13 protein-coding genes are annotated in these 21052 nt (G+C 66.4%); 9 read left to right on the forward strand and 4 right to left on the reverse strand.

Annotation, left to right across the window (positions count from 1 at the left end; all coding sequences use genetic code 11):
* Nucleotides 1–35 precede the first annotated feature (35 nt).
* The 3 genes from A0U87_RS25585 to A0U87_RS25595 form a co-directional block, all read right to left on the reverse strand.
* A complete protein-coding gene (locus A0U87_RS25585) occupies nucleotides 36–2228 on the reverse strand; it encodes a hypothetical protein (protein WP_234415719.1) in 2193 nt (730 codons plus the stop codon).
* 96 nt (nucleotides 2229–2324) lie between these two features.
* Nucleotides 2325–3650: a peptide MFS transporter gene (locus tag A0U87_RS25590; RefSeq protein WP_137406123.1), complete on the reverse strand. Its 1326-nt coding sequence runs from the start codon at nucleotides 3648–3650 to the stop codon at nucleotides 2325–2327.
* Nucleotides 3647–4924 (reverse strand): amidohydrolase family protein, encoded by a 1278-nt coding sequence (locus A0U87_RS25595; protein WP_122928834.1) that lies wholly within the window; start codon nucleotides 4922–4924, stop codon nucleotides 3647–3649. Before A0U87_RS25595 ends, A0U87_RS25590 begins: the two co-directional genes overlap by 4 nt.
* A gap of 66 nt (nucleotides 4925–4990) precedes the next feature.
* Here A0U87_RS25595 and A0U87_RS25600 point away from each other — a divergent pair, with 66 nt between their 5' ends.
* From A0U87_RS25600 to A0U87_RS25640, 9 genes are all read left to right on the forward strand, one after another.
* Nucleotides 4991–7153, forward strand: a complete 2163-nt coding sequence (locus A0U87_RS25600; protein WP_048937414.1) for a penicillin acylase family protein — start codon at nucleotides 4991–4993, stop codon at nucleotides 7151–7153.
* A gap of 9 nt (nucleotides 7154–7162) precedes the next feature.
* The gene (locus A0U87_RS25605; protein WP_048937415.1) at nucleotides 7163–8527 is read left to right on the forward strand and encodes an amidohydrolase family protein; all 1365 of its coding nucleotides are present in this window, start codon (nucleotides 7163–7165) and stop codon (nucleotides 8525–8527) included.
* Nucleotides 8524–9648 carry a membrane dipeptidase gene (locus tag A0U87_RS25610; RefSeq protein WP_048937416.1) on the forward strand — a complete coding sequence of 375 codons (1125 nt, stop codon included), beginning with the start codon at nucleotides 8524–8526 and terminating at the stop codon, nucleotides 9646–9648. Before A0U87_RS25605 ends, A0U87_RS25610 begins: the two co-directional genes overlap by 4 nt.
* Nucleotides 9649–9652: 4 nt before the next feature.
* Entirely contained in the window at nucleotides 9653–10525 is an 873-nt protein-coding gene (locus A0U87_RS25615; protein ID WP_048937417.1) for an ROK family protein, read from the forward strand.
* Between the two features lie 11 nt (nucleotides 10526–10536).
* A complete protein-coding gene (locus tag A0U87_RS25620) occupies nucleotides 10537–12009 on the forward strand; it encodes a PLP-dependent aminotransferase family protein (protein WP_048937418.1) in 1473 nt (490 codons plus the stop codon).
* Nucleotides 12010–12076: 67 nt separating this feature from the next.
* Nucleotides 12077–12709, forward strand: coding sequence for an FMN-binding negative transcriptional regulator (locus A0U87_RS25625; RefSeq protein ID WP_048937419.1), 633 nt, complete (start codon nucleotides 12077–12079; stop codon nucleotides 12707–12709).
* Nucleotides 12706–14391 carry an amidohydrolase gene (locus tag A0U87_RS25630; RefSeq protein WP_048937420.1) on the forward strand — a complete coding sequence of 562 codons (1686 nt, stop codon included), beginning with the start codon at nucleotides 12706–12708 and terminating at the stop codon, nucleotides 14389–14391. Before A0U87_RS25625 ends, A0U87_RS25630 begins: the two co-directional genes overlap by 4 nt.
* A 64-nt stretch (nucleotides 14392–14455) precedes the next feature.
* Entirely contained in the window at nucleotides 14456–16699 is a 2244-nt protein-coding gene (locus tag A0U87_RS25635; protein WP_048937421.1) for a TonB-dependent receptor, read from the forward strand.
* An 83-nt stretch (nucleotides 16700–16782) separates the two neighbouring features.
* Nucleotides 16783–19986 (forward strand): amidohydrolase family protein, encoded by a 3204-nt coding sequence (locus tag A0U87_RS25640; RefSeq protein ID WP_048937422.1) that lies wholly within the window; start codon nucleotides 16783–16785, stop codon nucleotides 19984–19986.
* A 6-nt stretch (nucleotides 19987–19992) separates the two neighbouring features.
* Here A0U87_RS25640 and A0U87_RS25645 read toward each other — a convergent pair whose 3' ends face one another.
* Nucleotides 19993–20889, reverse strand: a complete 897-nt coding sequence (locus tag A0U87_RS25645; protein ID WP_048937423.1) for a LysR substrate-binding domain-containing protein — start codon at nucleotides 20887–20889, stop codon at nucleotides 19993–19995.
* Nucleotides 20890–21052 lie beyond the last annotated feature (163 nt).

Below are 21052 nucleotides of genomic sequence, written 5' to 3' on the forward strand. Positions count from 1 at the left end.
GCGCACCGCCATGACAGGCGATGCGCCTGCATGGATCAGATACTGAGGCCGTTCGCCTTGAGGGCCAGCATGCGCTGCATGTCCTGGCCCAGGTTGAAGCCGCCGATGACATCGCCCGCCCGAACCGCGTCGAAGCCCAGCCCCGTCTGACGCAGCGCCGGGGCAACCCCGCCATCCAGCGCGCGAGCCAGCTTGCCTGCCTCGCGCAGGAACCGGGTATGGCCAACGGCATTGACGGCGGCATCGGCGCTGCCCTCGGTCGCGATCGCCAGCAGGTGGCGTGCTTCCTTGAGATCGGCGTCATAAACCTCGATGCGGCGGGCGGCCGCAGCAGGGGTCTCACCGGGCCGTGCCCGCTCATCCACCTGCAGCAGCTTATATTCGTCGGCCAACGGGCCGGCGAGCGCGACCGCCGCCTGGCGCGCGAGCGGATGCTGGCGCATCCGCGTGGCCGCCCTCAGCGCATCGACCGCCGATTGGACGCCGCGCGTGCCGTTGACGGCCAGCACCTGGCCGACTTCCGGGGTGAAGATATCCTGCGCCAGCCGCTCTTCCTCGCGGCTTTCGGGCGGCTCCACCTTCACCTCCAGCGCGTTGGAGATGACGGCCCGGCCATCGACGACCAGCATCGCCTGGATGGTGTAACGGCCCGGTTCGGCCATGTCCCAGCCATTGCGGCCAGCGCCGACCAGCACGCTGTCATAGAGCGCCTCACCCTGACCCAGAATGATTTCCAGGCTCTCGCCGCAATGGCGCGAATAGGGCGACCATTGGCGCGCGGGCCGGCCATCCTTGCTGATGATCAGGGTCAGGCCTGCCCGTTCCGACAGGCGCGCCGCCGATGCCAGCTTGGGCCGGCCGCTGCGGTTGACCAGTGCCATCTCGACCACCGGCGGCAACAGATAGGGTAGGCGATTGTCGCGGGCATTGACAGACAGAGTCAGGCCGAACTCCTCATTGGGGTCCAACGCCACCTGCGAGAAGCCATGCTGGTCGAACCAGTCGGCATTGCCCATCTGCACGAAGCGTTCGGGGCCATGGCGCATGAACAGCAGTTCGGGATCGGAAAAGCGGAAGTCGAAATCGGCAAAGAAGGCCGCCTGGCCGCCCGCCACCGCATAGGGATAGTTCATGAAGCTGCGCGCTTCGGGATCGTCGGCCAGCGGAATCCAGGGCGTGCCCAGCGACTTCTGCCAGCTATGCGCCAGGTTGAAGGCGTGGCCGACCTCATGCGCGGCCGTCCAGAAGCGCATCCGCCGCACCCAGGCGTCGGGATCGGCATCGCCCGCCGGCGGATGGGCGATGAAAGCGTCGGTGAAGATGGCCGTCCCCTGGCGATGGTTCGACCCGATATCGTCGAACATGATGCCGCCCAGGCTGCTGCCCTGCACATGGAGCGAGGCGAACAGCACCCACAACGACCATTGCGGCTTGTCGGCAAAGCGCGACCAGTAGATCTGCATCGCGTCATGCATTTCCTGGTCGGTCCAGCGCTGATCGGCGCCGGCCGCACCGAGCGGGATGGCGCCATTGCCGGGCGCGTCGCTGACGTTGAATCCCGCCCGCCGATAGACGGTGTCAAGGCTCAGCGTCTCGCTGGCCATGGTCGCGGGATGATTGGGATGATCGTGCGTGCCGATCTCCGTCACGCGGGTCGCGCCGGCCACCGTGTCATATTCGAACTCGGCCGGACGGAAGCTTGCAGAGCTGAACTGATAGGTGCGCACGAAGCTCGCCGCGCCACCGCCGCTGAAGGTCGCCTCGACCTTGCGCTGGGCGGCGAGCAGGCTCTTCGTCACCTTGAGGCTGATCTGGGTATGGGGGATGGCGCCGACCTGACCATCCTTGAACCAGATCTGGCCGCTATAATGATTGGCACCGGTCCGGGTCAGCGCCGCAACCCAGCTGACCACCGGCCCCAGCGGGCCGGCGCGCGTGCCGCTGACCGTCATCTGCGGATAGCGGCCATCGACGTCCAGCCGCAGTTCCTCGCGCGTATAGAGCGTCAGCGCATTGATATCATCGTCGAAGCGATCGACCGCACCGGGCAGCGCGCGCGGCATCGGGAAGCGCGGCGAGCGCACGAAATTGTAGCGGCCGCTGGCCTGCACCAACAGCGGCAGGTGCCGCACCGGCCGCAGCTTGGGGTCGATGTCGAAACCGGCCATGTCGGTATCGAGCGCGCTGTCGCCGTCAAAATCGGCGGGATCGAAATCGGCAGTCATCATTCCCTCCTGTCGGCGCGCGTCGGATGCCCGCGCTCGCAGGATCGGGAATGACATGGTCAGTGTGAGGCCAGGTGTTGGTCGAACGTGAAAAAAGCGTCAATCCGACCGAAAAATCGCTTTCCGTAGCGTCAATATCAGGAAAATCGCGCCACATCCCGCAGCGATCCCGGCATGCAGCAGCCAGAAGGCAGTGGCCGGCATGCGGGCGTAGAAGCCCCCCACCCAGCCGACCAGGATATTGCCCAGGAAGAAGACGAGATAATAGAGGCCGATCGCCAGCCCGGCCTGACGCGGCGGCGCGGCGCGGGTGAACAGCGCCAGGCTGACCGGCAATATATGGGCAAAACCGATGCCGTTGAGCAGATGGAAGGTGATCGCCCAGCCAAGCCCCGTTCTGCCGTCCGCACCCGCCAGCGCCGATCCCAGTGCCAGGCAGAGCATGCCCCCCGTCGCAAAGAGCGACCCGATCGTCAGCTTGGCAAGATCGCCGGGTTCGGGCCGGTGGCGCGCATAACGGCGATAGACGAAAGGCAGGCCGGCAAGGATCGCCAGGCCCAGCCCCGCATCGAGGGTGATGAGCCAGCTCGTCGGCACGCGCAGCCCGCCCAACGTCAGCTCCAGATGCGCGTCGCCCCAGATCAGATAGGCGTTGAATATCTGATTGTTGGGCAACAGCGCCACCGCCAGCAGCGGGATCAGCAGGACGATGCCCAGCAGGCCACGCAGATCCTGCCCGGTCATGCGCCCGCGCCCGTTCGATCTGGCGCGATAATCGTCAACCGGCAGATGCCTGCGTCCGGCGAGATAGATGATCGTGGCGATCACCATGCCAACCCCGGCGACGGCAAAGCCGACATGCCAGCCGCGCGTTTCCGCCAGCGTGCCGATCACCAGCGGCGCGGCGATCAGGCCGATATTGATCCCCAGATAATAAAGCTGGAACGCGCCATCGCGACGCGGGTCATCATGGCGATAGAGCGCGCCGATCTGGCTGGCTAGATTGCCCTTGAACAGGCCGCTGCCCAGCACCAGCAAGCCGAGCGCGGGCAGGAAGGCGGCCTGGACCGCCATCAGGAAATGGCCCGCCATCATCGTCAATGCACCCAGCAGCACCGTGCGATGCCGGCCCAGCAGCCGGTCCGCGACCAGCCCGCCCAGGATCGGCGTCACATAGACGCTGGCGAAATAGGTGCCGACAATGGCGGAGGCGAGCGGCTGGCCGTCCAGCCCGCCATAAAGCTGGCGAAAGGCATCGAAGAAGAGCAGGCCGTCGGCCTGCCCCGGCTGCAGCAGATGCTTGACCAGATAGAGGGCCAGCAGCGACTGCATGCCATAATAGGAGAAACGCTCCCACGCTTCGGTGAACAGCAGATAGGCGAGGCCCCGCGGATGACCCAGGAACGCGTGATCGCCCTGGCTCATGGCTGCGCGCCCGGCCCCTTGTAGATGACGCCGTCCTTCATCACGAAGCCGACCTGGCGCAATGCGTCGATGCTACGGGTCGGATCGCCCTCGACCGCGACCAGATCGGCGAGCAGGCCCGGCTTCACCGCGCCCAGCCGGTCGGCAATGCCGAACAGTGCCGCATTGCCGCTGGTCGCCGCGACCAGCACGTCGCGGGGCGCCATGCCGGCGGCCGCCATCAGCTCCGCCTCGCGGGCATTGTCGCCATGGGCGAACACGCCGACATCGCCGCCCAGGCAGAGGGTGACGCCCTCCACCCGCGCGCGGGCAAAGGCCTGGCGCGCCTGGACGACCGCTGCCGGCGCCGGTTCCGTGCCGGTCCAGCCGCGATAGCGCGCTGTGGCATCGGACGCCGCCAGGGTCGGGCAATAGCCGACGCCATGCGCCTTCATCAGCGCGAAGGTCGCGGCGCTCCCCTCATAGCCATGCTCGATCGTGTCGACCCCGGCCAGGATCGCCCGGCGCATCCCCTCGTCGGTGGCGGCATGGGCCGCGACCTTGCGCCCGGCGCTGTGCGCAGCCTCCACTGCCGCTGCCATTTCCGCCTGGGTGAAGGTCGGCCGGCTCGGCTCGCCCTTGCCCCAGCGATAGTCGGCATAGAGTTTCACGACATCGGCGCCGGCCGCGATCTGTCGCCGCACCGCCGTCACCAGATCGGGACCGCCGGCTTCCTCCGCGCCCAACGGCACGACGACGCCCGGCTCGAAGCCACGCGGGCCATAAGCGCCCGGTGCCACCAGCGCGCGGGTCGCGACCAGCATGCGCGGCCCGGCGACGATATCCTGCTCGATCGCCTGCTTGAGGCCGACATCGGCATAGCCAGCCCCTTCGGTGCCCAGATCGCGCACGGTGGTGAAGCCCGCCATCAGCGTCGCCCGCGCCGACACCGTGGCCCGCACGGTGCGCAGCGCCAGCGGCTCGTGCAGCACCTGATCGTCCCAGCTTGTCTCGTTATAGGGGTGCAGGAAGAGGTGCGAATGGCCCTCGATCAAGCCGGGGAGCAGGGTCTTGCCGGGCAGGCCGATCACCCTTGCCCCAGCCGGCACCGCGATCCCCGGTCCGGCCGCCTCGATCCGGTTGCCGCGCACCAGCACCGCCCATCCGCGATGCGACGTCGCGCCGTCGAACACGGCATCGGGGCGCAGCAGATAGAGCGCCGGCGCGGCCTGCTCCGCCCCCGCCGGCATCGGCGCGACGAACAGAAAGGCCAGCAGGATCAAAAGCCTGTGCATCGATATCATCCCCCTTGACGGGAGGCTGCTTGCGCCGCCCCGCCCCCTTCATTACTCCCCCTCTCTATGACGAAATTCCTGCCGCGCGCCACCTCCCTTGCGGGGGCATTGGTCGCTCTTGCCGCCTGCCCTGCCCTTGCCCAATCGCCGACCGCGCTCTCGCCGGCCAAGGTCACCATCACCCGCGACCAGTGGGGCATCGCCCATGTCCATGGCGCAACCGATGCCGACGCCGTGTTCGGCATGGTCTATGCCCAGGCCGAAGACGACTTCAACCGGATCGAGACCAATTATCTGGTCAACTTGGGCCGCCTCGCCGAAGCCGAGGGCGAAAAGGCGATCTGGCAGGATCTGCGCCAGCGCCTGTTCATCGATCCTGCCCGGCTGCAGGCCGACTATGCCCGCAGCCCGGCCTGGCTCAAGAAGCTGATGCAGGCCTGGGCCGATGGCCTGAATTATTATCTCTCGACCCATCCGATGGTGAAGCCGCGCGTCATCACCCGGTTCGAGCCGTGGATGGCACTGAGCTTCACCGAAGGCAGCATCGGCGGCGATATCGAGCGGGTGCCGCTGACCCAGCTACAGGCCTTTTACGAGAAGAAGCCGGTGGCGCTGACCATGCTGGAACAGGGCCTGGCCTATCGCGAGCCGCAGGGGTCGAACGGCTTTGCCATCGCGCCGTCCCGGACGGAAGGCGGCCATGCGCTGTTGATGATCAACCCGCACACCAGCTTCTTCTTCCGGTCCGAACTGCAGATGAGCAGCGACGAAGGGCTGGACGCCTATGGCGCGGTCACCTGGGGCCAGTTCTTCATCTATCAGGGCTTCAACCGCCATATCGGCTGGATGCACACGTCGAGCGGCATCGACAATGTCGACGAATTTGCCGAGACGATCGTGCCGCAGGGCGATCGCCTCTTCTACCGCTATGGCAAGGAATTGCGGCCGGTCACCGAAAAGACCATCGCCATTTCCTACCGCACGCCGGACGGCAAGCTCGCCCAGCGCGCCTTCACCGGCTACTCCACCCATCATGGCCCGATCGTGCGGACCGAAGGCGACAAGTGGATCGCCTTCGCGCTGATGAACAAGCCGGTGCCGGCGCTGGAACAAAGCTATCTGCGCACCAAGACCAGCGATTATGCGAGCTTCCTCAAGGTCGCGGAGAATAAGGCGAACAGCAGCAACAACACGCTGCTGGCCGACGACAGGGGCGAGATCGCCTATCTCCACCCGCAATTCGTGCCGATCCGCGACGATCGCTTCGATTATACGAAGCCCGTGGACGGCAGCGATCCGGCGACCGACTGGCGCGGCCTGCATGACCTGTCCAGCCTGCCCCAGGCGGTGAACCCGAAGGGCGGCTGGGCGATGAACACCAATAACTGGCCCTGGACGGCCGCCGGCGCGGATAGCCCACAGCGCGCGGCCTTTCCCCGCTACATGGACCAGGCCGGCGAAAATCCGCGCGGCCCCCATGCGCAGATCGTGCTGTCGGCCAATGAGCATTTCACCCTCGATAGCCTGATCGGCGCGGCCTATGATCCCTATCTGACCGGCTTCGCGCGGCTGGTTCCGGGCCTGATCGCGGCCCAGGACAGGGCGCCCGATCCGGCGCTGGCCGATGCGGTGCAGAGCCTGCGCGGCTGGGATTATAAATGGAGCCTGACTTCGACGGAGACTTCGCTCGCGGTCTTCTGGGGCGAGGCACTGTGGAAGGCGGTGGCCCCGGCCGCCAAGGAGGCGGGCCTGTCCACCATCGACTATATGGCGACCCGCGCGACCGACGCGCAGAAGCTCGCGGCACTGCGCGAGGCGGTCGAGCGGCTGACCACCGATTTCGGCAGCATCGCCGTGCCCTGGGGCGAGATCAACCGCTACCAGCGCAATGACGGCGCGATCGTCCAGACGTTCGACGATGCCAAGCCCAGCACGCCCATTCCCTTCGCCTCGTCGCAATGGGGATCGCTCGCCGCCTTCGGCGCGGCGCGCTATCCGGGGACGAAGCGCTATTATGGCACCAAGGGCAACAGCTTCGTCGCGGCGGTCGAATTCGGGCCGAAGGTCGTCGCCCGCGCGGTCAGCGCCGGGGGCGAGAGCGGCGATCCCCACTCGCCCCATTTCGCCGATCAGGTCGACCTCTATGCCAAGGGCGATCTGCGCCCGGTCTATTTCTACCCCGAAGATATCAAGGCCCATGCCGTCCGCACCTACCGGCCCGGCGAATAAGGACAGATGATGAAAACTGCCCGCCTTGCCGCCCTGATCGCCTGCGCCCTGCCCTTCGCCGCTTTTGCCCAGCCGCCCAAACCGGCCGAGGAAGTGATACTCTATAGCGGCGCCACCATCATCGACGGCACCGGCGCGGCGCCGCGCGGCAATCAGGACATGCTGGTGCGCGGCGACCGGATCGTCGCGCTGGCGCCGCATGGCGGCCTGCCCGCCGCCGATGTCGCCGGCGCGAAGCAGGTCGATCTGGCCGGCCGCTATGTCATCCCCGGCCTGATCGACAGCCATGTCCATATGGCAACCCCGCCCAATGCCGTGCAGGCCAAGGCGATGCTGCGCCGCAATCTCTATGGCGGGGTGACGGCGGTGCGCGACATGGCCGACGATCTGCGCTCGGTCGGCGAACTGGCGCGCGAGGCGCGCATGGCCGAGATCCCTGCGCCCGACATCTATTATGCCGCGATCATGGCCGGCCGCCCCTTCTTCGCCGATCCGCGTGTCGCCGCCGCCAGCCAAGGGGTGACGCCGGGCACCGCGCCCTGGATGCAGGCGATCGACGACAGGACCGACCTCAAGGAAGCCATCACCCTGGCGCGTGGCACATCGGCCAGCGCGATCAAGGTCTATGCCGACCTCACTCCGCGGCAGGTCAAAGCCGTGACCGCCGCCGCCCATCGCCAGCATATGCTGGTCTGGGCGCATAGTTCGGTCTTCCCCACCCGCCCGGCCGACGTGATCGCCGCCGGGCCGGACGCGATCAGCCATGTCTGCTATCTCGCCTATCAGCGCGAGCCGGTGATGCTGGCGGCGTATGAAGACCGGACGCCGGTGCATGAAAATCTGCTGGCGCCGGGCGATGATGACCCGGTGATGGCCGACCTGTTCCGCGCGATGCTGAAACAGGGCACGATCCTCGACGCGACCGGCGCGCTGTTCGTGAAATATGAGGCCAAGCGCAAGGCCGATCCCAAGGCGAAGCCGCTGCGCTGCACCGGCGACCTCACCACCCGCCTCACCCGTCAGGCGTGGAAGATGGGCGTCCCCATCTCCACCGGCACCGATTTCGTCGGTGAGGTCGAGGATCAGTGGCCCGCCGTTCATGAGGAACTGCTCTTCCTTGCCCGCAATGTCGGCATGCCGCCGGTCGAGGTGATCCGGTCCGCCACGCTGGTCGGCGCGCAGGCGGCCGGGCAGGGCAATGAAATGGGCTCGATCGAACCGGGCAAGCTCGCCAATTTCGTGGTGCTCAAAGGCGATCCGGTCGCCGACATCGCCAATATCCAGACGATCGAGACGGTGGTGAAGCGCGGCAAGGCCTATGCCCGCAACGCCTATGTGCCGGTGACCAAGGACGAGATGGGGGACGACGAATGAAGCTGGATCGGCGGAATTTCATGGGCGTGTCGGCCGCGATGCTGGCGGCCAGCGGCGCGCGCGCGGCAGGCGTGGAGGCCGATCCGATCAAGGACATGATCGTCATCAATGCGCTCGGTGGCCTGGGCGATCCCAACCAGCCCGCCGATTCACTGGTCCCGCAGTTCAGCCCGCGCGTGCTGGCGGAAGCCCATGCGTCCGGCTTGACTGCCGTCAACATCACCATTGGCTATGTCTCCGGATCGGATGACCCGTTCGTCCAGAGCGTGCGCGAGGTAGCGGAGACTGATGCGCAGATACGTGCCAACAGCCGCGACCTGATGAAGATCCTGACCGCCGCCGACATAAGCCGCGCCAAGGCGGAAGGGAAAGTGGGCCTGATCTACGGATTCCAGAATGGCGCGATGATGGGCCAGGATGCCAGCCGGGTCGATATTTTCGCCAATCTGGGCGTGCGCATCTTCCAGCTGACCTACAACCCCGCCAACCAACTGGGCGACGGGTCGATGGCGCCGGGCAATCGCGGCCTCACCCCGTTCGGGCGCGAGGTTGTCGCGCGCTGCAATGCGCAGCGGGTGATGGTCGACCTGTCCCACAGCGGCGAGCAGACCTGCCTGGAGGCGGCACGCATTTCCAAACAGCCGATCTCGATCAACCATACCGGCTGCCGCGCCGTCACCAACCTGCCGCGCAACAAGACCGATGCGGAACTCAAGCTGGTCGCCGATCGCGGCGGCTTCATCGGCATCTATTTCATGCCCTTCCTCGACCTGTCTGGCCATGCCCGCGCCGAGCATGTCGTCGCCCATATCGACCATGCGGTGAAGCTGTGCGGCGAGGATCATGTCGGCATTGGCACCGACGGCACGGTGACGCAGATCGACGACCTGAAGGCCTATGAGGCGGTGCTGGCCAAGGAAATCGCCGCGCGCCAGGCCGCCGGGATCAGCGCCAAGGGCGAACGATCCGACACCTATCCCTTCGTCGTCGACCTGCGCGGCCCGGACCAGTTCCGCAAGCTCGTTGGGCTGCTGCGCGCCAAAGGCTATTCGACGGCCCGCATCGAGAAGATATTGGGCGGCAATTTCCTTGCCTATGCCGAGATGATCTGGGGAGCATGAACCAATGCTGGCAGGCGTAGAACTGGGCGGCACCAAGTGCATCTGCATCCTGGGCACCGGGCCGGACGATATCCAGGCGCAGGTGGAAATTCCGACCACCACGCCTGCCGAGACCCTGTCAGCGGTGGCCGCGACATTGGCCGGATGGGATTTCGCAGCGCTGGGCCTCGGCAGCTTCGGACCGCTTGATCTTGATCCGGCGTCGGCCAGCTTCGGCTCGATCGTCAGCACGCCCAAGCCTGGCTGGAGCGGAACGGACATCACCCACCTCGCGGCCGGACGCCCCTTCATGGTCGATACCGACGTCAATGGTGCAGCGCTGGCCGAGGGTCGCTGGGGCGCGGCGCAGGGGTTGACCAGTTGGGCCTATGTCACGGTCGGCACCGGCATCGGCGTGGGCAGCATCGTGTCCGGCATGCCCGTGCGCGGACTGGGCCATAGCGAGGCCGGGCATATGCGCGTGCCGCGCGCCGCCGGCGACGATTTTGCAGGCAATTGCCCCTTCCATCGCGATTGCCTGGAGGGACTGGCCAATGGTCCCGCGATCGAGGCGCGGACCGGCCAACGCGGACGCGACGTGTCCGCTGATGATCCGCAATGGTCGTTCGTCGCCCATGCACTGGCGGCAATGTGCCATAATCTGGCGCTGACCAGCCTGCCCCAGCGTATCCTGATCGGCGGTGGGGTCGCCATGGGCCAGCCCCAGTTGATGCCATTGATCCGCGATGGACTGACCGCCAGCCTGGCGGCCTATGGCGCGGCTGCGACGATCGCATCGATGGACGACTATGTCGCCCACCCGGCACTGGGCGACCGCGCCGGGCCGCTCGGAACGATCGCCCTTGCCGACATGGCCCTGGCGGCATCGCGGCGCTGATCGCCACGCGGATGTTGCGCCCCTGGACCCTGCCGCTCAAGGAACGGGTGCGGATCGCGCCGGACAGCCCGCGCTACATGCAGATCGCCCATGGGCTGATTCACGAGATCGAGCGCGGCCGGCTGTTGCCCGGCGAGTTCCTGCCAAGCAGCCGGGAACTCGCCGCCGCGCTGGAGGTCAATCGCAAGACCATCGTCACCGCCTATGAGGAACTGATCGCGCAGGGCTGGCTGGTGAGCGCAGGCACGCGCGGCACGATCGTGTCGACCTCCCTGCCCAGCAGCGACGATGCCCCTGCCCCGCCGATCGCCCCCGACACCCGCCAGCCGGACGAAACCGAATATCCCTTCCTGGCCGCACCCGACCGGCTGATCGCCATCCCGGCGGGCAAATGGCGCAAGCTGGACGAGGGCGTCGCCGACGGACGCCTGTTTCCCGCCGACCTCCTCGCCCGCGCCTATCGCAAGGCGGCGGAGGGGGCCTCGCGCGCCAATGCGCTTCACTATCGCGACCCGCGCGGGTCGCCACGGCTGCGACAGGAGATCGCCAGCATGTTGCGGCGCCAGCGCGGGCTGATGGTCAGCGCTGAGAATATCTGCATCACCCGCGGCAGCCAGATGGGCGTGTTCCTGACCGCGCGCATCCTGATCCGGCCGGGCGACGCGGTGCTGGTCGAACGGCTGACCTATGAGCCGGCCGTCGCCGCCTTCCGTGCCTGCGGCGCCAAGATCGTCACGGTCGGGCTGGACGAGGACGGGGTCGACGTCGCCGATGTCGAACGCGCCTGCCGCAAGCATCGCGTCCGCGCCATCTTCGTGACGCCGCATCACCAGTTTCCGACCACCGTGTCGATGCGGCCCGAGCGGCGGCTGCGCCTGCTGGAGCTGGCGCGGCAATTCGCCTTCGCGATCATCGAGGATGATTATGACCATGAGTTCCACTTCGGCGCGCAGCCGCTGCTGCCGATGGCGAGCTACGCCCCGGCGCGGGTGATCTATGCCGGGTCGATGTCCAAGCTGCTCGTGCCGGCTTTGCGCATCGGTTACATCGCCGCCGCGCCCAAGGTCGTCGACGCGCTGGCCTATCAGATCTCGCTGATCGACGGCATGGGCAATACCGTGACGGAGGAGGCCGCCGCCGAACTGCTGGAGAGCGGCGAGGTGCGGCGCCATGTGCGCAAGACCGCGCAGATCTACGCCCGGCGGCGCGATGCCTTCGCGCGCAATCTTGACAGCGAAATGGACAGGTTGATCGACTATCGCCTGCCCGATGGCGGCCTCGCCTTCTGGTTGCAGTTCAAGGACATGGCGGCGCTCGACCGGCTGGAAGCGCGAGCACCCGAGATCGGCCTCAGCTTCGCCTCCTCGCACAGCTATGCGGCCGAGGAAGGGACCGAGCGGGGGCTGCGCATCGGCTTTGCCAGCCTGACCGAGGAGGAGGCGAAAGAGGTGTTGCAGGCGCTGCGCCGCTGCGCCGAACCCTGATCTTACTTGGACCCCTTCACTTTCCCGAATTGGATGTTTCGGGCGGGTCCAATGCCGGCGCAGTGTCATGCATATGAAATATGCGCCCCGCTCCCCGGACGACATCGTCACCCTGATCGGCGACCATCCGCTCTGCTGGATCGTCTCCCATAGCGAGGCCGGCTTCGGCGCGACGCCGCTGCCGCTGCTGGCCGAATGCGACGCGGACGGTGCGCTGGTGTCGTTGCTGGGCCATTTTGCCCTGTCCAACCCGCAGGTCGCGCAACTGCGCGCGGCGCCCCGCGCCACCGTGCTGGTGAACGGGCCGCAGGGCTATATCTCACCCGAAATGCAGTCGAACCCGACATGGGTGCCGACCTGGAACTATGCGATGGCGGTGCTGACCGTCGATGTCGAGCTGTTGCCGGAAGCGACGCGCGAGTCGATCGAGACGCTGACCGACCGGATGGAGGCGGGCCGCGTCGCCCCCTGGCATATCGATGACGCCGGCGCGCGGCTGGAACCGATGATGAAGCATATTATCGGCTTTCGTGCCCATGTCCGCGCGATCGATGGCCGGTTCAAGCTGGGCCGCGACGAAAGCCGCCAGGGCATCAACGAGATTGTCGGCAGCCTGGCCCCCGGCGGCCTGCGCGACTGGATGCAGATCTACAATGAGGACCGGCTGGACGAAACCAGCCACGAGGGAGCAGAGCAATGATGTTCAGCCGACGCGAGATGCTGGCCGGGGGTGCGACCGGCCTGGCCGGACTGGCATTGAGCAGCAGCCTGTGGGCGAAGGGACAGGTGCTCGACACCGCCTATGTCAATGCGACGGTCTGGACCGGCGAGGGCATGCCGACGGCGCGATCGGCGATCGGCATCGCCCACGGACGCATCGCCGCGATCGGCGCGGCGGCGGTCAAGGCGCAGTCGAGCAAGACCACCCGTATCATCGATCTGGGCGGCGCCTTCGTCATGCCCGGCTTCACCGACGCGCACACCCATTTCCTCACCGGTTCCTATCTGCTGAGCCAGCCCAATCTGCGCGAGGCGAAGAGCCCGCAGGAATTTGCCCGCATCGTCGGCGAGGCGGCCAAGAGCCTGAAGCCCGGCCAATGGTTGCAGGGCGGCAGCTGGGACGCGGAGCTATGGGGCGGCGAATTGCCCGACCGCAGCTGGATGGACCCGGTGACGCCCCATACCCCGGTCGCGGTGCAGCGACTGGACCTGCACATGCTGGCGCTCAATTCGCTGGCGCTGAAACTGGCCGGGATCGACCGCGACACCCCCGATGTAGCCGGCGGCATGATCGTGCGCGACAAGGATGGGAACCCGACCGGCATCCTGAAGGATGCGGCGATGGACCTGGTCAAGCGCGCCATCCCCGCGCCGACCGACGCCGACAAGGAGGATGCCGCGCGCCAGGGCATCGCCCATGGCCTGTCCAAGGGCGTGGTGCAGGTCCACACCACCGAACTGGACTGGATCACCCATGACACGCTGCGCCGCCTGCGTGCCAAGGGCGAGACCGACATGCGCTTCTATTCCTTCGTGCACCTGCAGGACTGGGCGAAGCTCAAGGCGCTGATCGAGGCTGAAGGGCGCGGCGACGACTGGGTCCGCTGGGGCGGACTGAAGCTGCAATATGATGGATCGCTGGGGTCGCGCACGGCGATGTTCTATCGCCCCTATGACGACGCGCCCGACAATAAAGGCTTCCCGATCCACAAGCGCGCCGATGTCCAGCAATGGACCAACGATGCGGATGCGGCTGGCCTGCAGATCACCATCCACGGCATCGGCGACAAGGCGAATGACGAGGCGCTGGACATCTTTGCCGCCGCCGCCGCGAAGAATGGCAAGCGCGACCGCCGTTTCCGCATCGAACATGCCCAGCATCTGGCGCCGGCCGCGATCCCGCGCTTCGCGCAGCAGCAGGTCATTGCATCGGTCCAGCCCTATCATGCGATCGACGATGGACGATGGGCGATCCAGCGTGTCGGCGCCGAGCGGCTGAAGGGCACCTATGCGTTCAAGTCGCTGCTCGACGCCGGGGCGAAGGTCGCCTTCGGATCGGACTGGCCGGTGGCGCCGCTCGATCCGCTGACCGGGGTCGCCGCCGCCGTGCTGCGCCAGACGATCGACGGCGCAAACCCTGGCGGCTGGCTGCCCGAGCAGAAGATCAGCATGCTCCAGGCGCTGCATGCCTATACCGCGACCAACGCCTTTGCCGGTTTCAGCGACGACCGGATGGGCCTGCTGAAGCCCGGCATGCTGGCCGATTTCGCGGTGCTGGACGCCGATCTGTTCGCGATCGATCCGGCGAAGATTGGCGCGACCAAGGTGCTGCGCACGATCGTCGGCGGTCGCCAGCGCTTTGGCGAAGGGAGCGACATCTAACAACAGAGCAAGGGAGAAAGCCGGCCGGAACAAGGCCGGTTCTCACATCATAAGGGGAATGACAATGAACAGACTGACGCATCTCAAGACTGTGAGTTTCACCGCCATGGCGGCCGCGACCATCTTGTCCGGCACCGCCCTTGCCCAGGCCCCGGCCGCCAGCGACAGCGAGACGATCATCGTCACCGCCGGCAAGCGCGACGAGGATATCCGCCAGGTCGCCCTGCCGATCAGCGCCGTCACCGGCGAGCAGCTCAAGAAGATGAACGCCAACAGCCTGTCGGACTATATCGTCCGCCTGCCCGGCGTGGTGTTCAACGATTACCAGCCCGGCATTTCCGAAGTCGTGATCCGCGGCGTCGCCGCCACCACCTATCATGAGCAGGGCCAGACCACGGTCGGCTATTATCTCAACGAAGTGCCGGTGGTGGAGCCGGGCTTCCCGATCGGCATCCCCGACGTCGACACGTTCGACCTGCAGCGCGTGGAAGTGCTGCGCGGGCCGCAGGGCACGCTGTTCGGCTCCTCGACGCTGGGCGGCTTGGTCAACTATGTCGCCAATGTCGCCGATCCGTCCAAGGTCGACGCCGCCGCATCGGGCCTGGTCGGCACCACCAAGAATGCCTCGGGCGAACTCAATTATGCCGCCAAGGCGATGATCAACATCCCGCTGGTCGCCGATCAGCTGGCGCTGCGCCTGGTCGCGCTGCAGCGGTCGGACGCGGGCTATCTCGACAATCCCGGCATCGGCGTGAACGGCTCGAACGATTATCGCACCCGCGGCCTGCGCGGATCGATCGTCGCCAATCTGGGCGAGACGACCAAGGTCACCTATCTGTCGAGCTGGCAGGACAGCAAGCTGGACGACCAGACCTATCTCGACCTGCCAAACCCCTATGTCCGCAACCTGCCGCGCGCCGAAACCCAGAAGACGAAATTCTGGATGAACAGCCTGCGGCTGGACCAAGAAGTGAGCGACATCGCCAATCTGACGGTGCTGGGGTCGATCACCAAGAAGACCAACACCACCATCTTCTCCTACCCCTATGCCTATGTGACCGGCGTCACCACCGGCAATGGTGCGGCCTATTCGCTGGGCGAGGCCGATGCGCTCATCAAGACGGTTGAGGCCCGCCTCGCCTCGGCCGGCGACGGTCCGTTCAAATGGCTGGTCGGCGTCAGCTATTTGCAGGCCAAGAAGAACAGCTATGACCAGATTTTCCAGGCCGGTGCCGCCGACTATATCGACGCCAATCCCGATCTGTTCGGGGGCTATTCCGGCGCGCAGCTGACGCCCGGCGACCGCCTCTATGGCTATTTCACCAAGAGCACGAACGAGGATTTCGGCGTGTTCGGCGAACTGTCCTACAAGCCGGTGGAGCAGATCGAGATCACGCTGGGCGGTCGCTATTATGACACCACCGCCAAGGCCGACGTGCTGAACCAGGCCGGTGCGCTGGGCGGCTATGAAGGCGGCTACACGCCGACCGACAGCAGCGGCAGCGTCAACCAGAAGGAAGACGGCTTCTTGCCCAAGGCGACGATCGCCTGGCGCCCGTCGAAGGATGTCATGGTCTATGCCACCTATTCGCAGGGCTATCGCGTCGGCGGCATCAACCCCAATGCCGGCCTGCTGCCCAGCATTCCGGAGGCCTATGAGAGCGACAAGGTCAAGAATTACGAAATCGGCGTGAAGGCGCAGACGCCCGACGGCCGCTTCGCCATCGACCTGACCGGCTTCCATCTCGACTGGAACAATATCCAGGCGCGCCTCTTCGGCCCCGGCCCGTCCTATTATTCCTATGTCGTCAATGCCGGCGGCGCGCGCGTCAACGGCGTGGAATTTTCCGGCACGGTGAATGTCAACAAGATCGTCCACTTCACCACCAACGTCACCTGGCAGGATGCGGAACTGACCGAATTCCTGCCCTATCCGTTCGACGTCGCGGGGCTGGGCGGCTATGCCAAGGGCACGACGCTGCCGGGCTCGTCCAAATGGTCGATCGCCAATAATCTGACGCTCAGCTTCGCCGATGTGACCGGCGCCCCCAGCTTCGACATCGCGCACCGCTACCTCTCGTCGGCGCCGACCAGCTTCGACGATGTCTCGCGCCGTGGCGACTTCAACGTGTTCGACCTGCGCGCCTCGGTCAGCCTGGGCGAGAAGGTCCGGCTGATGGCCTTCGCCAACAATGTGTTCGACAAATATGGCGTGCTGAACGCCCCGTTCGCGAACGATGCGGCGACGCCGCAGGGCTCGATCATCCGGCCGCGCACCATCGGCCTGCGTGCCGACTGGAGCCTCTAACCGCCTTGAAGAACGGGGCCGCATCCGCAAGGTTGCGGCCCCGTTCCCTATCTGCCTTCCTAGCTTCTGACCGAAAGGCCGCAATGCGTTCTCTTGCCTCCCTGCTGCTGGGTGCGTCCCTGCTTTGTGCCCATCCCGCGCTGGCGCAGGACAGCAAGGGGCTGAGCCTGACGCCCACCCGGACGCTGCGCTATGACGCGCATGAGGCAACCTGGATGCAGCCGGACATGTCGCCGGACGGCAAGACGATCCTGTTCGACCTGCTGGGCGACATCTATGCGCTGGACGCAGGCGGGGGCGCGGCGCGGCCGCTGCTGACCGGCATGGCGTTCGAGCGCAATCCGGTCTTCTCGCCCGACGGAAAGCAGTTTGCCTTCCTTTCCGACCGGTCGGGCGTCACCAATCTCTGGATCGCCAATGCCGATGGCACCGGCCTAAAACAGCTGTCGCAGGACCAGTCGCTCGCCATCTATTCCTCGCCGGCCTGGTCGCCCGATGGCCGCTATGTCTATGTCTCGCGCACGGTCCATTCGATCCTGGCGTTCGAGCTGTTCATGTATGATCGCGATGGCGGCAGCGGCATCCAGATCACCAAGGCGGGATCGCCCGACAATTGGGACGCGAAGATGAACGCCATGGGCGCGGTCGCGGCGCCCGATGGCCGCTATCTCTATTATGCGACCAAGCGCGGCCATACCTGGACCGAGAATGACCTGCCCAACTGGTCGATCGCGCGCCGCGACCTCAAGAGCGGACAGGACGAGACGATCATCCAGTCGGCCGGGGGCGCGATGCGCCCGGCGCTGTCGCATGATGGCAAGCTGCTCGCCTATGCCAGCCGGCAGGGCCAGAAGGACGGTCTCAGGCTCCGCAATCTGGAGACCGGCGAGGACAAATGGATCGCCTTCCCGATCGACCGGGACGGCCAGGATGGCGGCTATTATGCCGACCTGCTACCGCGCTTCAGCTTCCTGCCGGGTGACAAGGCGATGCTAATGAGCGTCGGCGGCGGGATCAGGCGGCTCGACATTGCATCGGGCAAGATCAGCGACATCCCCTTCACCGCGCCGGTGCAACTGGGCCTCGGCCCGCTGACCCGCGTGCGGCAGACGGAAGAGACCGGGCCGGTGCGCGTCCGCGTGGTGCAGGCGCCGCGCCAGTCGCCCGACGGCGGCAGCGTCGCCTTCACCGCTCTGGGCGGGCTGTATGTCCAGAAGCTGACAGCGAACATGACACCCAAACGCCTTGTCGCGGCCGATGCCTTCCAGCCGAGCTGGTCGCCCGATGGCAAGAGCATCGCCTATGTCAGCTGGACCGCCAAGGAAGGCGGCCATGTCTGGACGATCCCGGCGACGGGCGGCACGGCGCGTCGGCTGACCCAGGTCCCGGCCTTTTACAGCCAGCCCGTCTTTACCCCCGATGGCAAGGGCTTGGTGGCGTTGCGCGCGAACCAGTATGACCGGCTGCGCACCGCGTCGGAGATCGATCCCGCGCGCCCGACCGACATCATCCGCATGCCCGTCGGCGGCGGCGCAGCGCGGCTGGTCGCCCATGCCATGGGTGCGCGCCAGCCGCAGTTCGGCGGCGAAAGTGACACCCTCTATTTCTACGGCGCCGGCGGCTTGTCATCGGTGCCGCTGGCGGGGGGCGATCCGCAGCCACTGTTGCGCGTGCTGGCCCATGGGCTGGGCCAATATTTCCCCGGCCCGGCGCCGGTCGAGGATGTGCGGATCAGCCCGGACGGCAGACGCGCACTCATCAAGTCGTTCAGCCAGGCCTATCTGGTCGATATCCCGCCGGCCAATGGCGGCGAGCCGGCGACCGTCAATCTCGACACGCCGGCGGTGGCGCGACGCAAGCTGACACGGGTCGGCGCCGATTTCATCGACTGGGCCGACAGGGGCGCGACCGTCACCTGGTCGGTCGGATCGACCTTCCGCCGGTTGCCGACCGTTCAGGCGCTGTCTGCTGCGCCGGGCACGGCCGAGGCGGTGGCGCAGAGCTTCGCATTGCCGGTCGAACTGCCGCGCGATGTGCCCCGCGGCAGCGTCGTGCTGCGCGGCGCGACCGTCATGCCGATGGCGGGCGGGCAGGATGTGATCCGCAATGCCGACATCGTCATCACCGACAATCGCATCGTCGCGGTCGGCGCCAGCGGATCGGTCGCCGTGCCACAGGGCGCGACGATCCGCGATGTGAGCGGCAAATATATCGTCCCCGGCTTCGTCGACACCCATGCCCATTGGTTCGAGATACGGCGCGGCATCCAGGAACGCGGCCATTGGGACTTTGCCGCAAACCTCGCCTTCGGTGTCACGTCGGCGCTCGACCCGCAGCCCTTCACCACCGACATCTTCGCCTATCAGGACATGATCGATGCCGGCATGATGCGGGGGCCGCGCGCCTGGTCGACCGGGCCGGGCGTGTTCGTGAACGCGGAAATCCACAGCAAGCAGGATGCGGTCGACGTCCTCACCCGCTATCGCGACCATTATCGCACCCGCAATATCAAGAGCTACATGATCGGCGACCGCGCCCAACGCCAGTTCATGGTCGAGGCAGCGGCGGAACTGGGCATGATGCCCACGACCGAAGGCGCGAGCGACATGGTGCTGAACCTGACCCACGCGATCGACGGCTTTTCCGGCAATGAGCACAGCATCCCGGTATCGCCGCTGCGCGAGGATATCGTCCGCCTGTTCGCGCAGAGCCGCACCAGCTACACGCCGACCATCCTCGTCGCCTATGGCACCACCCCGGCGCTGTTCGACTTCATCATCAACAAGCGGCCACAGGATGATGCGAAATGGACCCATTTCGTGCCGGCCGGCATCGTCAGCGACAAGCTGCGCAACCGCCACTGGATGCCGCCCGAAGCGCAGAGCTGGCAGCAGATCGCGGCCGACGCGGTGAAGATCCAGCGCGCCGGCGGCCTCGTCGGCCTTGGCAGCCATGGCGAGATCCAGGGGCTGGGCTATCAGTGGGAATTGCAGGCCTTTGCCGCTGGCGGCGCGACGCCGATGGAGGCGCTGAAGGCTGCGACGATCGGGTCGGCCGAGGTGATCGGCCATAGCGACGATGTCGGCAGCCTGGAGCCGGGCAAGTTTGCCGACCTGCTGATCCTGGACGCCGACCCGCTGGCCGACATCGCCAATGCGCAGAAGATCGGCGCCGTCATGAAGAATGGCCGGCTCTATGATCCCGCGACGTTGGACGAAATCTGGCCGACGCCAGCCAGACTGGCCGAACCCTGGTTCGCGCAGGATGGTGCCACCCCGACGCCCTGAGCCATGTCAGCGCGTCGGGCTGTCCTCCAGCACGGTCGCACGGAACGCCTCGGCCGGGGGCGACAGGGTGCGATGGTGGATCATCCATAGCGAACTGGTGACGGGCGAGGTGAAGCGGCGGTTGACGACATTGTCGACATGCAGCCGGGCCATCGACCGCGCGATCACGGTCGGGCCGAACCCGGCGGAGACGAGGCCCAGCAAGGTCGCCAGGCTGCGCGCCTCATGCGCGATCCGCGGCACGAACCCCGCCGCCTCGCACTGGGCGAAGAAATGCTCGGTAAAGCCCGCACCATTGGGCGCGCCATAGAGGACCAGCGGCTCGCCGGCGAGATCGGTGATGCTGGGATCTTCTTTGCGCAATGCCAGCGGATGATCGTCGCGCAGCGCCAGCAGCATATCCTCGGTCAACAGGCAGTGCGACACCATGTCCTCGGGCAGGACCGGCGGCAGGAAGTCGCGCACCAGGCCGATGTCGAGCTGATGGTTGCGCACATTCTCGATCTGCTCGTCGCGCCCCTGTTCGCGCAGGATCAGTTCGACCTGCGGATAGGTCTGGCGAAAGCGATAGAGGGCGCTGGCGATCTGCGGCACGAACGGGCCGGACGCGGTGAAGCCCAGACCCAGATGGCCGATCTCGCCACGCTGCGCCCGGCGCGCGGTCTGGCTGGCGCGATCCGCCTGCACCAATGTCGCCCGCGCCTCCGGCTCGAACAGCCGCCCCGCTTCGGTCAGGCGGACACGGCGGCTAGTGCGGTCGAACAGGCGCACGCCCAGTTCCTCCTCCAGCGCCCTGATCTGCTGGCTGAGCGGCGGTTGCGATATGCCCAGGCGCAGCGCGGCCCGGCCGAAATGCATTTCCTCGGCAACAGTCAGGAAATAGCGGAGATGGCGGAGATCCATTGATCCATTCGTCAGAAATATCGATTATGCCATATTATATATTAGACGCAGAATGTCCAAGGGCGCATGGCCCATCGCGGATGTGGCGGTGGTCCTCATCGTCCCATGGCATTGTGCGCGGATTCGCCCCCGATCCCGCTGCGCGTGTCATATTGCGGCCGAC

The organism is Sphingobium sp. MP9-4, assembly GCF_005281675.1.
In the GTDB taxonomy this organism is placed as follows: Bacteria; Pseudomonadota; Alphaproteobacteria; order Sphingomonadales; family Sphingomonadaceae; genus Sphingobium; species Sphingobium yanoikuyae.

Excerpts from the sequence above, each read along its gene's own strand:
- A0U87_RS25640 (WP_048937422.1), top strand. The coding sequence starts at position 16,783 with ATGCGTTCTCTTGCCTCCCTGCTGCTGGGTGCGTCCCTGCTTTGTGCC.
- A0U87_RS25630 (WP_048937420.1), top strand. The coding sequence starts at position 12,706 with ATGATGTTCAGCCGACGCGAGATGCTGGCCGGGGGTGCGACCGGCCTG.
- A0U87_RS25600 (WP_048937414.1), top strand. The coding sequence starts at position 4,991 with ATGACGAAATTCCTGCCGCGCGCCACCTCCCTTGCGGGGGCATTGGTC.
- A0U87_RS25635 (WP_048937421.1), top strand. The coding sequence starts at position 14,456 with ATGAACAGACTGACGCATCTCAAGACTGTGAGTTTCACCGCCATGGCG.
- A0U87_RS25610 (WP_048937416.1), top strand. The coding sequence starts at position 8,524 with ATGAAGCTGGATCGGCGGAATTTCATGGGCGTGTCGGCCGCGATGCTG.
- A0U87_RS25620 (WP_048937418.1), top strand. The coding sequence starts at position 10,537 with ATGTTGCGCCCCTGGACCCTGCCGCTCAAGGAACGGGTGCGGATCGCG.
- A0U87_RS25615 (WP_048937417.1), top strand. The coding sequence starts at position 9,653 with ATGCTGGCAGGCGTAGAACTGGGCGGCACCAAGTGCATCTGCATCCTG.
- A0U87_RS25585 (WP_234415719.1), bottom strand. The coding sequence starts at position 2,228 with ATGATGACTGCCGATTTCGATCCCGCCGATTTTGACGGCGACAGCGCG.
- A0U87_RS25590 (WP_137406123.1), bottom strand. The coding sequence starts at position 3,650 with ATGAGCCAGGGCGATCACGCGTTCCTGGGTCATCCGCGGGGCCTCGCC.
- A0U87_RS25645 (WP_048937423.1), bottom strand. The coding sequence starts at position 20,889 with ATGGATCTCCGCCATCTCCGCTATTTCCTGACTGTTGCCGAGGAAATG.
- A0U87_RS25595 (WP_122928834.1), bottom strand. The coding sequence starts at position 4,924 with ATGCACAGGCTTTTGATCCTGCTGGCCTTTCTGTTCGTCGCGCCGATG.
- A0U87_RS25625 (WP_048937419.1), top strand. The coding sequence starts at position 12,077 with ATGCATATGAAATATGCGCCCCGCTCCCCGGACGACATCGTCACCCTG.
- A0U87_RS25605 (WP_048937415.1), top strand. The coding sequence starts at position 7,163 with ATGAAAACTGCCCGCCTTGCCGCCCTGATCGCCTGCGCCCTGCCCTTC.